Annotated in this window: 18 protein-coding genes and 1 pseudogene; 15 read left to right on the top strand and 4 right to left on the bottom strand. The window is 59.5% G+C overall.

Features of this window, described 5'->3' with window-relative positions:
• Positions 1-43: 43 nt before the first annotated feature.
• The 3 genes and pseudogenes from ACLKMW_RS22775 to ACLKMW_RS22765 all read left to right on the top strand — a co-directional run bounded on the left by ACLKMW_RS22775 (position 44) and on the right by ACLKMW_RS22765 (position 1750).
• Positions 44-385, top strand: coding sequence for a hypothetical protein (locus ACLKMW_RS22775; RefSeq protein ID WP_415726822.1), 342 nt, complete (start codon positions 44-46; stop codon positions 383-385).
• Positions 386-433: 48 nt separating this feature from the next.
• Positions 434-806, top strand: a pseudogene (locus ACLKMW_RS22770) (PH domain-containing protein).
• 803 nt (positions 807-1609) lie between these two features.
• Positions 1610-1750, top strand: coding sequence for a hypothetical protein (locus ACLKMW_RS22765; RefSeq protein WP_415726821.1), 141 nt, complete (start codon positions 1610-1612; stop codon positions 1748-1750).
• 265 nt (positions 1751-2015) lie between these two features.
• Here ACLKMW_RS22765 and ACLKMW_RS22760 read toward each other — a convergent pair whose 3' ends face one another.
• Complete coding sequence (locus ACLKMW_RS22760) at positions 2016-2516, bottom strand: hypothetical protein (protein WP_415726820.1); 501 nt, start codon at positions 2514-2516, stop codon at positions 2016-2018.
• A gap of 174 nt (positions 2517-2690) precedes the next feature.
• Between ACLKMW_RS22760 and ACLKMW_RS22755 the strand changes: the two genes are divergently transcribed.
• From ACLKMW_RS22755 to ACLKMW_RS22735, 5 genes are all read left to right on the top strand, one after another.
• The gene (locus ACLKMW_RS22755; protein ID WP_415726819.1) at positions 2691-2939 is read left to right on the top strand and encodes a helix-turn-helix domain-containing protein; all 249 of its coding nucleotides are present in this window, start codon (positions 2691-2693) and stop codon (positions 2937-2939) included.
• A 225-nt stretch (positions 2940-3164) separates the two neighbouring features.
• On the top strand, positions 3165-3701 hold the full coding sequence (locus tag ACLKMW_RS22750) for a hypothetical protein (protein WP_415726818.1): 537 nt from the start codon (positions 3165-3167) through the stop codon (positions 3699-3701).
• Between the two features lie 36 nt (positions 3702-3737).
• On the top strand, positions 3738-4535 hold the full coding sequence (locus ACLKMW_RS22745; RefSeq protein WP_415726817.1) for a metallophosphoesterase: 798 nt from the start codon (positions 3738-3740) through the stop codon (positions 4533-4535).
• A complete protein-coding gene (locus tag ACLKMW_RS22740) occupies positions 4528-4926 on the top strand; it encodes a hypothetical protein (protein ID WP_415726816.1) in 399 nt (132 codons plus the stop codon). The genes ACLKMW_RS22745 and ACLKMW_RS22740 overlap by 8 nt, the downstream gene beginning before the upstream one ends.
• Positions 4919-5122: a hypothetical protein gene (locus ACLKMW_RS22735; protein ID WP_415726815.1), complete on the top strand. Its 204-nt coding sequence runs from the start codon at positions 4919-4921 to the stop codon at positions 5120-5122. Before ACLKMW_RS22740 ends, ACLKMW_RS22735 begins: the two co-directional genes overlap by 8 nt.
• A gap of 439 nt (positions 5123-5561) precedes the next feature.
• Here the strand turns inward: ACLKMW_RS22735 and ACLKMW_RS22730 are convergent, their stop codons facing one another.
• Positions 5562-6392 carry a hypothetical protein gene (locus ACLKMW_RS22730; protein WP_415726814.1) on the bottom strand — a complete coding sequence of 277 codons (831 nt, stop codon included), beginning with the start codon at positions 6390-6392 and terminating at the stop codon, positions 5562-5564.
• 394 nt (positions 6393-6786) lie between these two features.
• Here ACLKMW_RS22730 and ACLKMW_RS22725 point away from each other — a divergent pair, with 394 nt between their 5' ends.
• Entirely contained in the window at positions 6787-7563 is a 777-nt protein-coding gene (locus ACLKMW_RS22725; protein ID WP_415726813.1) for a hypothetical protein, read from the top strand.
• Between the two features lie 295 nt (positions 7564-7858).
• Positions 7859-9805 carry a DNA cytosine methyltransferase gene (locus ACLKMW_RS22720; protein ID WP_458575179.1) on the top strand — a complete coding sequence of 649 codons (1947 nt, stop codon included), beginning with the start codon at positions 7859-7861 and terminating at the stop codon, positions 9803-9805.
• A 301-nt stretch (positions 9806-10106) separates the two neighbouring features.
• Here the strand turns inward: ACLKMW_RS22720 and ACLKMW_RS22715 are convergent, their stop codons facing one another.
• On the bottom strand, positions 10107-10340 hold the full coding sequence (locus ACLKMW_RS22715) for a hypothetical protein (RefSeq protein WP_415726812.1): 234 nt from the start codon (positions 10338-10340) through the stop codon (positions 10107-10109).
• Positions 10341-10425: 85 nt separating this feature from the next.
• Here ACLKMW_RS22715 and ACLKMW_RS22710 point away from each other — a divergent pair, with 85 nt between their 5' ends.
• Positions 10426-10773, top strand: a complete 348-nt coding sequence (locus ACLKMW_RS22710; protein WP_415726811.1) for a hypothetical protein — start codon at positions 10426-10428, stop codon at positions 10771-10773.
• 586 nt (positions 10774-11359) lie between these two features.
• Here the strand turns inward: ACLKMW_RS22710 and ACLKMW_RS22705 are convergent.
• The gene (locus ACLKMW_RS22705; protein ID WP_415726810.1) at positions 11360-12967 is read right to left on the bottom strand and encodes a Fic family protein; all 1608 of its coding nucleotides are present in this window, start codon (positions 12965-12967) and stop codon (positions 11360-11362) included.
• Between the two features lie 1099 nt (positions 12968-14066).
• Here ACLKMW_RS22705 and ACLKMW_RS22700 point away from each other — a divergent pair.
• The 4 genes from ACLKMW_RS22700 (at position 14067) to ACLKMW_RS22685 (ending at position 16339) form a co-directional block, all read left to right on the top strand.
• Positions 14067-14339, top strand: coding sequence for a hypothetical protein (locus tag ACLKMW_RS22700; RefSeq protein WP_415726809.1), 273 nt, complete (start codon positions 14067-14069; stop codon positions 14337-14339).
• On the top strand, positions 14336-14506 hold the full coding sequence (locus tag ACLKMW_RS22695) for a hypothetical protein (protein WP_415726808.1): 171 nt from the start codon (positions 14336-14338) through the stop codon (positions 14504-14506). The genes ACLKMW_RS22700 and ACLKMW_RS22695 overlap by 4 nt, the downstream gene beginning before the upstream one ends.
• Before the next feature lie 311 nt (positions 14507-14817).
• On the top strand, positions 14818-15240 hold the full coding sequence (locus tag ACLKMW_RS22690; protein WP_415726807.1) for a hypothetical protein: 423 nt from the start codon (positions 14818-14820) through the stop codon (positions 15238-15240).
• 85 nt (positions 15241-15325) lie between these two features.
• A complete protein-coding gene (locus ACLKMW_RS22685) occupies positions 15326-16339 on the top strand; it encodes a hypothetical protein (protein WP_415726806.1) in 1014 nt (337 codons plus the stop codon).
• Positions 16340-16448: the final 109 nt, after the last annotated feature.

Below are 16448 nucleotides of genomic sequence, written 5' to 3'. Positions count from 1 at the left end.
TCGGTCACAACGTTGAATGCTCTTGGGTCTTGGGAGAAAATCTATGAAAACTAAATTGATTGCGGCCGCTTTCGTGGCTTCTGTGCTTGTTGGGTGCGCGAAGAACCCTGAGAGCATTACGCCCATGGCGATGCCAGTGAATGCATATTCCGGCCTTAACTGCGGGCAGTTGACCGCCGAGCATCAACGATCCGCTGCCGCCCTCACTGCGGTTGAGGCGCAGCAGCGCCAAGCGGTCACCGGGGACGCAGTCGGTGTTTTCCTGATTGGCGTACCGATGAGCAGCCTTACCGGCGCCGACAAAGAAGGCATGGTCGCACAACACAAGGGGGAGCTGATCGCGATCAAGGCTGCGCAACGTAGTGCGAAATGCGCGCCGTCTTAGTTCGGCGTCACGATAGTGGCGCTACCGTTGACGCTTGGGAGGGGAAAGATGGGAATTTTAGACGGTCTAGTAGGGCATGGGACGCAAGTTGATGCTGATAAACTCGCACGCCGACTGGATGGAGTGTTGATAGAGGGCGAGAACGTCAATCTTGCCTATAAATTCATTCGCGACTTCTTCGATTTCACCAACGCGCCTGATCCTCGTGGACATACAAGGCGTTACAGGTAGCAAGGTCTACTACCAGAGCATTCCATACAAAGCGATTGTGCGCTTCTCGGTTGAGACGGCTGGGACGTTCGACCTTGATGCAGAACTCAAGGTATGGGTGTCTGGCACTGCGGCGCCCATTGAGAAGACACTCAAGAAAGGCACTGACGTTCGCGGAATACAACGAGCGCTTGCGGCTGCCATCCTTTGATAAAGAGTAACCGACGAAGTCAGGCGCTACCGATGCCGCTGGGAGACGGAATCGTCGGCACAGGGGCGGCTGCTGGCGGGGTTGAGGTGCTGCCGCTACTTGCCTCGCCCGAGGCTCCTAGCGCGCGCCCTCCCCCGCCCCCTGGCTTCGCCATCTGCGGAATTGCTTGCCGCCGCAGCCTTGCCCTTTGCGTCGGATTTCAGCTTGGCCTCGACTTGCGTCGTGTAGCCTGACTTGGACAGCGTGTGCGTCGCCGATTCGATGATGAACTCGATCGCGTCGATCTCGGCCGGACGCCCTGTTAGCGGAAGGGCGCGCCAGCCCGGATGGTCGGATCGCCCAACAGCGTCACGGTAGTTCGGATCCTCTCGGACTTGAGCGATTTCGCCTTGGACCTTGCCGCTTTCTTCGCCTCGGCTTCATCGGCGTATGGCTCGGGCAGCGTGTAATCGGCCGTGCCTTCCTCGTCGCTGTCTTGGGCAACGTCAAAGCCACCCTCCAGTTTCTAGCCCTCACCTGTGTCCGTCCCGGCGAGGTTCGGGGCGCCACGCGCGACGAGTTCGATCGAAAGAAGGCCGTCTGGCGTATTCCGGCCGAGCGCATGAAGATGCGTGCTCCGCACGACGTGCACTATCCAAACAGGCGCTTTTGGTCTTGGAAGAGGTCTGGCCGCTCTCCGAGGACGGCGGCCTGGACTTTCCTTCGATCCGCTCCACAAAGCGGCCGCTTTCCGAGAATGCCATGAATGCCAGGCTGGGGTGTATGGGCTACGGAAAGGACGAAGTGACCGCCCATGGTTCCGGGTGACTGCAAGCACCATCCTCAACGCCCACAACTACGATCCAGACGCAATTGAGGCGGTCCTGGCACGCCAGGACAAGAACGCCATCCGGCGGACCTACAACCGCGCGACCTATTGGAAGCAGCGACTGACGCTGATCTAGAAGTGGGGAGATTTGTTAGACGGACTAAAAACGAACCGTGAGTCTTATACGCTTTCCGCGGTCGGACCGCTGTTTTCCGGGTTTGCTTGATCACCGCGGGCATAAGCACTTAAGCCGTCATTGGCGGTAAGTTCAGGCTCAGCTCAGGCTAGATGGTGATCGTGCTCGCCGGGCCGTGCGCCTTCGATTCCCTTCCAGTCCGCAGCCCGTCAATCGGTAATGGCCATTGTCCTTGCCAAAATGGTCGATCTTACGCCCCCTAATCTTAGATCATGCGGGTAGACAACTCACGGCGTTCCGAAGCTTCTTCCGCCACCAAGGCCGCGACGAGCTTCGCGGCTTCCTTCCAATGCCGCGCCACATCCGTACGGGTCGCGGCTCGGCCTGACGGATAGGTCGGCAGATTGCCAGCAATCGCCTTCAGGTCGCGCAGAACAGACGCGATGTGCGGCCATGGGAAGTCCGTCGGGTCGCCGATGTCCCGGTCCGCGCCAACTATCATTTCCAGCTTTGCCACGATCCCCGCGAGCGACAGAGCTTCAACGTCCGGGATCGCATCCTGAAATCCGAGCGCCTCTGTCATTGCAAACACCTCGGCTTCGCGAGCAATCGAGTATTCGTCAGCCAGCGTATCCAGCACGACACTCCGCCTTTTCGGTCTCGTGGAGCGGCCAGCGGCTTCACCCGCAGTCAATACCCGAATTCCGGTATTGACCATCAAACGCCCCTCGAGCCGCTGCTGAAGCCTGCACAGCACCAGCGACACGTACCGTGCTCGGTTCCAGTCACGCCAAAGCAGAAGAGCTGGGTCGAATTGTCGATTGCTAACCGTTTCCATCTTTCGCCGCGCCTAAGTCCTCGATCGAGAATATCTGAATTTAAGATAACTGAAAATCAGATATAACTGAAGCCCTCATCTGCATTCAGATGAGGCAAAACCGTGGTGAAAACGCTTGGATCGGACCGCCACAATAAGCTCGTCGCCATTTTGATCGAGAAGCGCGAGGGGAGCGGGCTGACTCAGACCGAGCTCGCCGCCAAGTTGGGCGAATACCAATCGTTTGTGGCGCGACTGGAAAGCGGGCAACGACGAATCGACGTTGTAGAGTTTATTCAACTCTCTGAAATACTGCGATTCGATCCGGCGACTGTGATTTCACAGTTGGCCGGGAAAATTGAGAGGCGCTAACGCGAGCCGCTCGCGAGCGCGTCCTCAACAGTGCAGTAGCGAGCGGTTATTGATGCCGATGCATGGAGCCCGGTAAGTCGATCGCACTTTCTTAGATCCTGTCGACTACGGTGACAGAACCGGAGACCGAGCCATGATGAGGAACCTCATACGCCTAGCGATCTGACCGCCCCACGCGGCCCGTAGCCGCGCCCGTCAACGCTTTCGTATCGAGGAGACCTCCCCATGGCATACGTTACCAACTATTACACCGCTGACACGCATTTCGGGCATCGCCTGATGATCTCGCCGACCATCGTTCGGCCGAGGCCGTTCGCTTCCACGCAGGAGATGGACGAGTTCCTGATCCGCGCCTGGAATGCCGTGGTGCGTCCGGACGACCTCGTCTACCATCTTGAGGATTTCAGCTTCGGCGTTCACGACAAAGCCCGGGTGAAGTCCATCTTCACCCGCCTCGCCGGACGAAAGATCCTGATCCTGGGCAACCATGACTATGCCGGCGGCATCGCCGTGGCCGCCGCGATCGCCGAGCTTGCGTGGGAGCAGGTGACACAGCAGCTTCTGTCAACGATGAGGGCCAGAAGGTCTTCCTCTCGCACTACGCCCAGCGGACGTGGCCCGGCATCCGGCGCGGCGCCTGGCATTTCTTCGGCCACTGTCACGCGGGTCTGGCCTCAATGGGGCGCAGCCGGGATGTCGGTGTCGATTGCGCCGATGTCGGCTACGCGCCGCTCACCTTCAAGCAGCTCACCGCGGGCATGAAGGGGGTCGAGCCGACCTTCGAGGAGGGCGCGTGACATGACAATCTGGCTCTTCTCCGATCTGCATCTGGAATTCGAACGATGGCTGCCGCCGCTCGGGCGGCTTCCGGACGCGGATGTCTGCGTCGTTCCGGGCGACATCCTCAACGGCTGCGCCAACGCCATCCATTATCTCGGCAGGGAGATCGCGACCGCGATGCCGGTCGTCTTCGTGGCCGGCAACCACGAATTCTACGGCGACTCGGTCTTTGAAGGCTTCGAGTGGGGCCGTACGGCGGCGGAAGAGTTCCCGGGCCGCGTGTATTTCCTCGAGAACGACAGCATCGTCATCGGTGGCGTGCGTTTTCTCGGCGCGACGCTGTGGACGGACTTCGCGGTCGAGGGTAGCGACCCCTACAACGTTCGCTGGGCCATGGCCTACGCCGACGGCCACCTGAACGACTTCAGGCAGATCGCCTGGAGGCGGCTGCCGCAATATGAAGGCTTCCCGCCGAAGCGCGCCCTCGATCTGCACCGGCGTAGCCGGGCATGGCTGGAGCGGACCCTCGCCGAGCCGCATCACGGCCCCACGGTCGTCGTCACCCATCACGCGCCACACCGGTGGAGCATCCATCGCCGCTTCAAGGGAAGTGCGCTCAACGCATGCTTCGCATTCGACCTGTCGGCGCTGATCGAGGAGCGGCGGCCGGACCTTTGGTGCACGGTCACATGCATGATTCGTTTGACTATCGCGTCGCCGGCACCCGCGTCGTGTGCAACCCCAAGGAACCCGATAACGAAAATCTCGCGTTCGATGCGCGGCTGGTGCTTGAGTTGTGAGAATGCTGATGGTTGACATGACGCAAGACCAGCGCGCCGCGGTCACGTTGCTGTGGCAGGCGTGGCTTCCCGAAGGAGCGGAGATGATTGACCTGACAGCGGTCCTTTGGAGCGGCTGGGAGTGCGACCATCATGCCGCGCTGATCCGGCTGGCGGACGGCGCGGTGCAGGTCAAGATTCTAAGCGGCGTGTCGCCATCCGGTGACGATGGACCGATCCCGATGGTCGAGGAGCGGATCGCCGCCCACTCGCGGGCGGCGCAGGAGACCGGACGCTTCCTTGAGATCGCGCGGACAGCACTCGAGCGACCCGCCGAAGGCCCGGGCTGGGCCTGCGGCTCATGCGGGCGGCGGTTCCATGACGAGCAAGAGCAGTGCCCGGCATGCGGGGCCACGTCGGATGACTGAAGAAAGCGAGGTCTGCTCGCTGGTCGCTTTCCTCAACCGGCACTTTCCCGCCGACGTCGAGGGCCTGTCCGACCCGGAGGAGATCGGCCGTCGCATGATTGCCATCTCGACGTCGGGACCGCGGCTCTGGTCCGGCATCCGCATCCTGCAAAGTTTGGGCGTTCTCGTCGACCCGGACGCGGGGAGGCCGAGCTAGGCGGGGCAATGACGGCTTGGATTGCGTTGCAATGCGGCGCGGATGGCATCGACGACACGGCGTACTGCCGGGAATGCGGGACCGTGATCGGCAGGCTCACCGCGGGATATGCTGCGAGTGCTGGCGGGGAACCGGAGCGAGGCCCGACGCGTGTCCGGCGTGCGGTAGTAACGACCGCTGGTTCCAGACGACTGGTCGCTGTGCATGGCCGTCATGGTGCTGAAATTTCACGCCATGGCGTGCCGTTTCGACTGATCCCCGCCTGGTTCAGAGCCATGTGGCGTTCTCCGTTTCCGGAAGCCGGGCCTTCGCCATTGGAGAAAAACCGAATCGTCACACATGCCGGTTTTTGTTGCCGCCGTTCCGCGGTGGAAAAAGCCACCGACGTTCCGGACGCCGCTCCATCTCGGCCTCTGTCGTTTGCGCGATGTCTGTCGCATCAATCACCGAGGCGAGCGCCCCATTCCCAGGTCGTCGCCGACGCGGCGACCCGGATCGAGTGCCAAAAATCGCCGTCGCCATAGGCGGTGAGATGCTGGCCCTTTGTGTGCCGCACCGTCGGCCCGTAAGCAAAGACCACCCCATTGCGATCGCGGCAAAACGCGGCGGCATGGACTTCATGGGTGCCCCCGACAAGAACGGTTTCAGCCTCGATCATCTCGGCTTGGGCGGGTTTGCCCTTGGCGGGAACGATCAGGATGTCACCTTGGCGAATGCCGCTGGCCAACTGCTTGTCCGAAACACCCCACATCCAGCGCTGTGCGGCCCGGACCGCCGCTACCGGATCTTTGTCGTCCTTGCGAATGCCGGCATGCACGGCATGGCTCGAGACCGGGTGCCGGAAAAGCTCATTGGTGATCCCGTTGCGGCCGACCAGGACGTAATCTTTATGGATGTTGGCATAGCCCTTACGATAGCGGCGGAAGAAATGCCGGATTTGGACGATCGCGACATCCTGCTCGATATCGTATCCGTAGAGATCGATATTGAGGCTGTCGCCGCGCATTTTCGTGTCGAACGCGACGAAGGTCTCAGGCAGGATATCATCGAACTTCCGGATGATTTCAGCGGCGGAAAGCGCGCCGCCATTCGCGAACACAATATCTTTGATCTCGTCGTAATCGCCGCGTTTGGCCAGTGTGGCGGGTGCGTGCGCGGGCTCATGAACCTCGTCGCAGAGAAGCGGTGCATCGCAGAAGATGCGGCCACCGGTCGTCGGCGATGTAGTCGGAGCGTCACCGTCCGTCGGCTTGATGAGGATATCTTCCATGATCCCGGTTCCTTCCAGTGTGGGGTCGACATCAAAATGCTCATCCGGTTCCGCCACGGCGTCAACGCCCCCGACGCTCGGACAAGCTGCCGCGCCTGCATGGCGGGCCTTGGTGACAACGCCACGCATTTGTGAAGCGGCGGCATGCGAGCAATTCCGTGGGGCAGCAGCGGACGGAAAGTTGCCACTGACGGGGGCATCAGCAAGGCAGCGGCCGAAGCCACATCCATCGCGTTCGCGGCCGATGCCGCCCCGGCGATGAGATGCAGATCGGCAAATACCTGCAAATACCTATTGCGTCACGTTGCAATCCGCGCCCACCATTTGGGAGCGACCACCTGAACGAACTCTTATCGCCGTTGATGGCCGTCGCGATCACAGGATGGAAGTGAACATGGTTGGCAGACTTGATCTTTCAAAACTACGCGACACCAGCACTGCTGATTACGACCCTGCATATGAGTGGCAGATTCGGGAGGAGAACGCGCTCAAGCTGGCGGAAGCGATGGGCGCTCCGCTTCAAAGGGCGATAGACGCGTGGAACAGGCGGCTCGCTGAGCGCGAGCCTCTCTTGGGCGCGGAAGAAGGCGACCTGAACGACAGGATCGAAGACGAGGTTTGGCTGCTTCGTCATCATGGCTATCGGGTCTCAAGAACGATTGGCCCTTATCGCCGCCAAAGCGCCGATGTTAGCGTGCGGCCCGGCGAAGACCTGTCGCCGGCATTCGGCTATGAGGTCTACAGTCTCGATGACCTGACGCACTATAAGGAAACTCCCACCCGCTACCCCGCCACTGGGGGCCAACAACCAGGTGAGTTCGAGCAAGCGCGTGATCATGCCGACGCCATCGGCGGGGTCGTATTGAAACAGCGCTTTTGGAATGTGGAAAGCCACGGTGCCGACAGGCTCCGATGTGTTCACGTGTCGCCGACCATCACGCCAGTTGATGCCTATGAGGCCTTCATGCGGATGTATGATGATGGAATTGTGATTGCCCGTTTCATTCCGGTCTTCGAGAGGATGTTGCAACGCGAGCACCGCGCGGTGGAGGCAATTGCAGATCGGGAGCCTGACCACTACCGGCTTCTTGGAGAAATTGCATTCTATCTTGGTGAGGTGCGCAGCTGGAAAGCCGATCGCGACTGGTACGTTGCGCAAGGGAAGATCTAGTGCCCAACGCATAAGTCGCTTAGTGCGCCCGAGCCACGGGCACCCACACGCAAAAATTATAGCTGACCTGCCGACGATTCCTGGTGCGTCGCCCCAGGCGTCGAATCGATCTACCGCCCCGCCGGCGCACCAGTGCCCGCGTCTCGAAATGACCGCGCAAAGAGTTTGCTAACCACAACTTGTGCGGGCGGGAGGGAAATCGCACCATCGCTCAAATGTCAGGCCATCCTCTTCATCCGAAGTTAGGATCTGGATGCCGAGAGTGCCCCCCGTCAATATGGTGGGGATATACCAAATGGATTTCACAGAACCCGCCCGCGACGAACAGGTCGAGGTCATACCGCTAGAACCCGTCGCGCCGGAACAGGCGCCTGATCTGAATGAAGCATTGCATTCGCTGAAGACCGTGGTGTCCAAGCAGAACCAGCGCATGGCCGAAGCCTATGTGCGCATTGCCGCCGAGATCGGGCGGATACGTGAGCACCTTCCGGCATCCAAGCTGAAGACGTTCCTGGTGTCGGAATGCGGTCTCAATCGCAGCGATCTGAACATGTACATGCAGTTCGCGGGAACCTTGGGCCAGCATGAGGAGACGATCACCAGGCGCGGATTGCCGATAACCGTCGCCAAGTCACTCATTGCCGCGCCTGAACCTGTCCGCAAGGAGGCCCTTGAACGCATTGAGGCGGGCAGCTTCACCCATTCCAGTGATGTGGCCACAATCAAGCGCCGCCAGCGGGAGCAGGCCGCGGACCCGGCGGTTGAGCTGGAGCGCCAGCGGCTAAAGGCGCTGCGGCTATCAGCCCAGCGCAAGGCGCAGATCGAACTCGACGCCTTCACCAACCGGTTCATCTTCTTTGCCCAGTCGCTCGTCGATTTCTTCAATGACGCCCAGGACGAAGGCGTCGATCTCAAGAAACTCGAAACACGCCGCATTCGCCTTCAAGAAGAAGCCGGACGTTGCCCGCGGGAATTCGAGGCAGTGTTCGACATGGCCGGTCTTCCCGCAGCCTGGGAATATGGTTTCCACGGGAACGACACCCAAACTGTTCATCTGGCTCAGGCATATGACAGCCTGCGCAACCTGGCGGATGGAATCTTCAAGGTCGCCGACGAGGAGAACGGCAATCCGTTCGACAGGGACTACGCTTACATCGACCTCGACATCGTCGAGAGCGCGATCTGGCTGTTCAACGACAACGGTATCTCCAAGAGCGACCTGAAGGCGCGCAAGCTGCCCGCCGAGCCGGCCACACCGAAACAGGTTCAACCGCCATACCGCCTCACGTCGCTCGAGATCTGCGCCGGGGCAGGCGGGCAGGCGCTTGGACTTCATGCGGCGGGATTTGACGCACTTGGGCTTTACGAGCGCAATCCCGCCGCGGCCGAGACCCTGATGGCCAACCGCTGGTTCGGGCCGGTCCACTGCGCCGATGTCACCCAGGTGGATTTCCGTCACCATCGCGGCAATGTCGATCTTGTAGCGGGCGGCGTGCCTTGCCAGCCGCACTCCAGCATGGGCAAACAAAGAGGCCGTGACGACGAGCGTGACCTGTTCATGGAAGCGGTGAGACTGGTCGACGAGGTCCAGCCGCGCTGCTTTTTCTTCGAAAACGTCAAAGGCTTCGGCTTCCAGGGCAATGCCGACTACCGGGCCGATCTCTATCGGCGGTTCGCCGATCTCGGCTACCAGAGCCGGATATTCTCGATCAATGGCAGCGACTATGGCCTTGCACAACTGCGCCCGCGCGTCGCCTTTGTCGGTTTCCGCGACGTCCCAATCCAACAGTTCAAGATGCCGCCGAAGTTTCCTGAGTGGAATCTGACGGTCGGCGAGGCATTGCTGGACCTCGTCGCAGCGGATGGCTGGTCCGAGGCGGAAGACTGGGCCAAGAACCATGCCAATCGCCGTGGCTCGACCATCGTTGGCGGCTCCGAACAATCAGGTCGGTTGGCGTTTTCGTCGAACCTTCGCAAGGACGACTGGATCGACATGAAGATTGATCCCTTTGGCATTGCCGAGAGGGCGCCCGGCTGCAAGGTTTCCCGGACGGCTGGAAGTTCATCGGCGGCGGCGAGGAATGGTCGGACAAGGATCGCAAGACGAAAACACGTCAGATTGCTAATGCGCTACCGCCGATCATGGCCCATGCCGTCGGTTTGGCGATCTAACCGCCTTGACCGGCGTCGAATTCGACTACGCTCGGGCACTGAAATCACCGAGCATGCCACCGAAGCGTAGCAAAAGCCGACTGAAGCTCACCGAGATGCGCAATCTCGAGAACTATCATCGCGGTAAGTAACGAGCAGCCAATCCCTGGAGGACTCTAAGAAGGCCTCCGGAAGACATGTTTCGCGCAAGGGCGGGGAGCTTATAACCATACATCGCATTCACCGGCGATGGCTGTGATGGCGCTCGCCCATTTGCAATCTCGGCAATCATTTGTCCTGCGCTACGTCACGCGTGGGTAGCCGACATTGACATCTCAATGTGCCCGACGGTGACGGTGGGCGTTTCGTTGCGCCAGAACCTCCATCAACTCTTAACCGGGCTTCTTCGCCCCTGAGAACAGCATCACAAAGATACGCCGATCGCGTGGCGGCGGCACCACCAGCGTGTCCGTCATCCCGTGCGCGGGCAGGTGCGATAGCGTGCGGAGAGCGGAAAACAACTTGTCGGCAATTGAGGTCAATTTAAGTTTGTAACCTTTAGGTGTCATCGGCTGCCCTTTGCAGGCTCCTCCCGCTGCGAGCTGCGGTGCAGCAGGCCTGGACATGGCGGCTTCGCAGACGTCTCGTTGTGACTTGCTTGGCGCCATCCGACTTTCTCAGCGTGGATTCACGTTGTGACGGAGGGAAGGCATGCCGCGGTATCCAAATCCGATGAAAAGCGGCCATCAGCAGCGACAGCGGCGATACCGTTTGCGGCTGGCGGCAAGGCGCGCGCCAGAGGCCGACAGCGTGGACGCAGCACTCGCGGCCGCCACGGTCTGTTATATCGATGCCATCAATGATGGGTACATGGCCACATCCACTGAACCGACCGCCGCGTTGCTGATGCGGGCAGCACTCAACTTATTGGTCGCGGACGGCTATGACCGCGTGGAGGCCTTAGCCGTGCTGCGCCGGCGGCTGACGCGACAGGGCAGGCGTGATCTTGGGCAGCTCACGGAGCGTTCACGGATCCGCGCCCGGATGAGACGCCCATGAGCAGGAGACGATCTCTCCCCGTTACTCCATGCTTGTGAATCGGGAATCTCGATGTCACATCGTGAGATTTGCAGCATTGCCGCCGTGCTGCAGGTTTCAGTGCGAAGCGACATGTGACCAGCGCGATATGGCTAGCTCAGCAGCTGGAACACCAAAAAAAGCGAGCGGTGCGGACCACGACGTTCCCGTTCCACCGGCCTTTCGAAGAAAGTCATGTCAGTGCCGGGGGTGCCTTCGCGAGACAGCCGGTGCTCATGCCGGCCAAGATAACGACCACGACGGTAGGCCATTCTCATCGCCTCGTTGCAGCCGATGACCGTAAACACCCCCAACCAACTGCTGAAGCGTGCAGTACAGTATGATCTTCTGGATCGGCAACGGCTCCGGCGAATGGAGCGCAGACCGAAAGCTCTCGTACTGCGATGCATCGCTCGGGCGACTCTTCCATGAACCGGAGGGCGACACGGCCTTGAAAATCAAAAGTTTGAAGTGAACCAGGACGGCATATGCCGATGGACCCAGATGTCGTGTCAAAAATCGTATGCCCGTGTCAAGTTTCGTACATACTCATGGTTATGTGTCAAACTCATACGCTCATGTTTTCAGCTATAGCTGTGTCTGCTGTCTGAACGACGGCAAAGCTGTCCCTCACAGCATCTTCAATCTGTTGCAGGAGACGGTCTTCCAGCTCGGGAAATTCCGCCTTGCGCTTCTTTTTCGATAGGCTTCCGCCATTCTGGTTGATGAGACTTATAAGAAGGGTGGCCTTGGAGTTCGGCATGGGCGCGATGCTGTCGATAGCCTTAACCGCTTGATCAAATGCCTTCAGATAGCCGATCTCGTCGGGCATGTCGTGATCAATCGTCTGCTCCATGCATTCGGCCAGGAAAGAGGCTTGCTCGGTCACATCGGGGAAGCGATAGAGATCAGAGGTATCTTCGACGACCTCGACATTGCCGTTGCCACTGGCCCTCCAAGGAATGAATTCCATCAGCGGCAGAGAGTGCTGTTTCAGGACTCTCGCATAGTCTTCGATCCTCTTGAGGATCGCCGGCGCAACAGGAAAGACCATGCCTGAAGGGGAAACATTGCGCTCCGCCAACACGTGTTCGATAAGGTAACGGTGAATGCGTCCGTTCCCATCCTCGAACGGATGGACATAAACGAAGCTGAATGCCACCGAAGCTGCATGTGCGACCGGGTTGAATGCGTCGTCTTCGAGCGCCTTCGAGTTGAACCGTAATATTCCATCGACGAGCGACGGCACGTCCTCTGCACGAGCGCCTATGAATTCAGGGATCGGCCCCCCCTCACGGTCCCTGTCTCCCAGGAACACGCCCTCTGCTCGGAAGCCAAGCCGGACGAAGGGACTATTTCCGATCACTTCTTCTTGCAGATGCGAAAGGTAGTCCATATCAAGAGGGCGCGAACCCGCGCGGCCGATGACCTTCCCCCAGCGGCGCACGCGCTCGTTCGCCGGTCGTCCGGGCTCAATCTCGCCCTCGATCTCGAAGCTCGCTTTGCTGTCCTTTAGAACCATATGGGCCGCCGCGCGGCGACGCAGGTCGGGATCGACATCATCGACAACTCTCCGGATACGCGACTGGTACCCAGTTGCCAAGTCGAGGAAATCCGTCCTGCGGGTAATCGCGCAAAATTCCGGTGTTCCCGGCATGTTGTCGTGTAGACGATGCCTGCGGTTCATCGTCGGCGCGCCATGGGCGTAATAAGTGGCCGGATCGAGGACGAGGTCGTAATTCCCGACTTTAAGGTCAGGAACATCCATCTCCCGTCGGGTGAGCCACTCGTAAAGGAACCAGACGCGGCGCGCATTTACGGACGACGGTCTGGTCCTGATGGCTTCCGCCAAGTCCCTCACGTCACCAGATTCCAGGCTGAGGAAAAGCCTTTTCAGAAGGAGGAGATCAAGTCTTTCCCGACGGACGGCATATTCCAAGTGGTCGAAGAGCGTGTCGCCAGGCCAGGAACGGGCCGACCGCCACAGGACCCCTTCCACTTCCCGTTCGTTGCGGCTCAGACGACCGCCTGCAATGGCTTCGGCGGAGCGCAAAGGCGCCCGCACAGCATATTCCTTCCAAAGGCGGGCGTAGCCGACGGCCTTGCCGCCTTGAATTCCCGACACCGCTGAGGAAAGCCTGTTTTCAAGCTCGGCAGGATCAACGATCGCATCCATTTCTTCACACCCCCAACCGCCGCCAACGTGTCAAAATCTATATTCGCATGTCCGAATTCTTATTCCGCGGCCAAAAGTGTCAAAATCTATACGCCGTCGTCCCTGCCTTGTCGAGAAATCGCCTCGTGGCGACCTGCTGCGGGCCGTCGCTCAGTTGCTAGAAGTCGGTCACGGGGGAAGATGAAGCTCAGGTCCGGGAAAGCAGTCGAAAACACGGCTTCACATCATGGGTGGGTTGGCTTCCGCGAATCCGGGTTGAAGCCTAGGAGACTGTAAACCGAAGGGCGCGCTCAAAGTCGGCAGGGGTTCTTGGATGAACGGAGGCGGAATTGTCCCACTCGGCACCAACATTTTACGCGATCCCAAGGACATTCCTTCTGTCGAATTCTCAATGCCGCTCTCCAGTGACCACTGGGGACGCAGGATCTTTCGGGTTAGGCACCAGATGATGGAGTTGAGCAACGAAGTCTTGCCGATCCTTCCACCCTTCCGAAGGGTGAGCGAGTCACCGGGATGTGAAATCCGGTGGAGCTTTGTAAGCATGGATCCCCGCAAAGCGGTGCACACGAACGCGCGATGTTTCGAGTTGCCGATCGACATCGCACCCGGCGGGACAGCTGATGGCACTTTCCCAATACAACCCGGCGAGGGTGGAGGCCGCTCTCGTTCATGCGGCCCCGCCACTTCGAACGGTTTAGGCGATACCAGTTCAATATGGCTTTGGTGTCGGAAGACGGGACCTCGAAAACGCCGTCGCCGACCAAAATTCCGTTGCCATCGATGAGATCGGCGAAAAGACTTTCAACGCTGTGCAGATGAGGCGCACGCGGCTGCGCTGTTTGTTCGATTGCCCTCTCCGCCCGGCATGGCCCCCTATCCGTCACGTCGTCGAAAGACTTGGGTTGGCGCAACCAGCCCTTCGATGGCGGCACGGATGATCTCGGCGCCCGGCCGGGGCCCGCTGGTGTCGATCCAAGTTTTCTGGATGTTCGGCGGGCGAATGTCCCGCCGATATCCGGCGCAGGGTTAGCGCACGGGCGCTTGCATCTTATTCAATAAGGGGAAAACATGGTCTGAAGCAACGAAAAGGTGCGCGCGCATGCGGGACGACATTGGTTACGACACCGGCAACGTCGTTGGCGATCGTAGGCTTCCCGGGCTCAGCGTAGCACAGATGAAAGCCGATGCCGCGCTTGCCATCGCGTCCGCGCTGCACGAACGCGACCTGTCGATAGAACAGGCAGCCACGATCGTCGGGCTGGAGCCGGGTCAGCTGCGCGGGATTGTCAGCAGAGGGCGCGTGGACGGCCTGTCTCTGGAACAGCTAGGGCTGGCGATCGAGAGGCTGGAGAGGCGAGGCAGGACGTCGTGAGTTACGAGATCAAGCATCTGGACCTGTGGCGCAACGTAGTCGCCACCGAGTTGGCGCGCGCGGCCATCGGCGACGGCCCGGCCGACTTCTACGAAGCGATAACAACATACCAGCGGCTCGCCGAAGAACGGGACCGCAAAGAACATGAGATGGGGCAACAGGCCTGACGATCTTTCCCTGGCCCATAAGTTTGGTTTCGATGATTTGGTGCCGCGGTCGATCACATCGCTCAGGAATAAGCTTGCCCGGTCGCATCACCGGCTCTGGCAATCCGCTCGTGATGATTGCGCTGCCCTTAGGCCGCGTAGTTTCCATGAATCCACCGAAATCAAGGTTAACGCGACCCTCCGAAAGAATTAACGAAAAAAAAGATCTTGACGCTTCGTGCCCGATAGAAGAGATAGCGCGTCCAAATCGAAGGTAACCACGATGAACTTTCTCGTCATAGCAGCACAGGAAATAGCCGGCGGCCACGCCGTTGCGATATTTTCTGCCTGCAGACAAGAAAGGATTCATTGTGAGGAAGCGTCAACACGCAAATAAGCCTTCCGGCCGTTATATCGGCCGCGTTACTGCTTACGAGATTTTCTCCCTCAATATTCCGACGACCAGCCTTTGGTCGGCGACCGTGATCTTTGTCGACGATTGCGGCATCGAACACCAGACCGGATACGAGCATCCGCGCTATCCTCGCGATGTATCCGATCCGCTGGTGTCGAGTGCGGTTCGCGATCTCGTGCAGGACGAAATCGACGAAATCGCCGCGGATTTCGCAGATTACTTGACGGATACGGGCAACCGGTTCGAACTGACGCACTCTGATTGGTGGGCACCCGGCATCAAGGATCAGTTACCATTCTTCGCTTTTGAGGACGAGCCGGACGAGTGTCTGGCCGCCTGACCACTCTCACCCTGATTTCTGTCTTTGGCAGCGGTTGCCCCCGCCACGGCACCGCTCCCACTCAACCCTGAAAGGACTAACAGCTATGGATATTTGGCTTTCCTGGTTTGCCGAACAAAGTGTCCGCAATTACAAGGACTTCGAGGCTCGCGCAGGTCGTGGATGCCCGCTGGATGACAACCAGGTCTTCCGTGGCCTCATGGCTGAGGGCTGTCGATTGTGGCGGAATCCCGCAATTCAGGTCGAGACATCGGAGCGGAGCGCGAGGGCCTGGTTCGCCGATTTTGTGGCTCCCCTTGTCGGCCAGGGTGATGACGACAGTAACGCGCCGCTCGCAATCAGAATCGATCAAGCTCCCGTCTTCGATCGTCCGGCCGATTATACTGACGATGAAGTCGTTGCCGAAGGCAGAAACATCTTGTCACGCCACAGCGTTGTCTATCTTGATCTGGCCGAGCGCCTTTTCATGATGCCGGGTGGTGTTTTCCAGGTGCGGGCCCTGTTCGTTCGGCGGGAGGAGAGCATCAACCGGTTCTGCGCGGTCTTGACTCGCCCGGGAACGAACAAAGGCTGGCGGATGGCCTGGCGCGAAGGCCGCCATATGCGCAATCCAGCGGACCGTGATTTCGATGATGTCTGGACGGCAGGATCAGAGGATATTCACGATCCCCATCGGCCGATCAACTTTCAGAAGATCGACTATTCGAGGCTTGTGGATGTCGAAAGCATGTTTTGGCTCGCCCTGGTATGCTGGCAAAATGTAGACGACAACGGGTTTCCACCGATGCCTGCACAACCGCTGCCACCCTATCGCGCAGAGGTCATGCCGATGGACTTCCTGGTCGATGAAGCGATCTCCGGGGAAAGGATCTCGCTCTTCAGGACCGTCAGGATGCCAGCGATCGACGAATGTCGCGTCAGTGAAGCGCGTCGAGCGTTTTCTCGGAAATCGCACAGAAAATGTCGCCACGAAGTAACGGGTCACCATCGCTGGCAGGCTTGTGGAAAGGGACGAAAGGAACGCCGCCGCATCTGGATTTCGGGCCATCAGCGTGGGTCTGGGGCTCCGAAAACGTCGCTTTATGTTCTCCCGGTATGACTGTCACTATTGGCTCTCTAAACCAATGTGAGAGGAGCCAATGAAAGGATGATGATCTTCATGTCCGGATTCATTGTGGCCTCCTCGAGAGGCTCCAGCGTGACAACGA

Source organism: Borborobacter xinjiangensis (assembly GCF_047739745.1).
GTDB lineage: Bacteria > Pseudomonadota > Alphaproteobacteria > Rhizobiales > Rhizobiaceae > Pseudaminobacter.
Note: the sequence above shows the minus strand (reverse complement) of the source record. Positions and strands in the feature narration are given on the sequence as shown.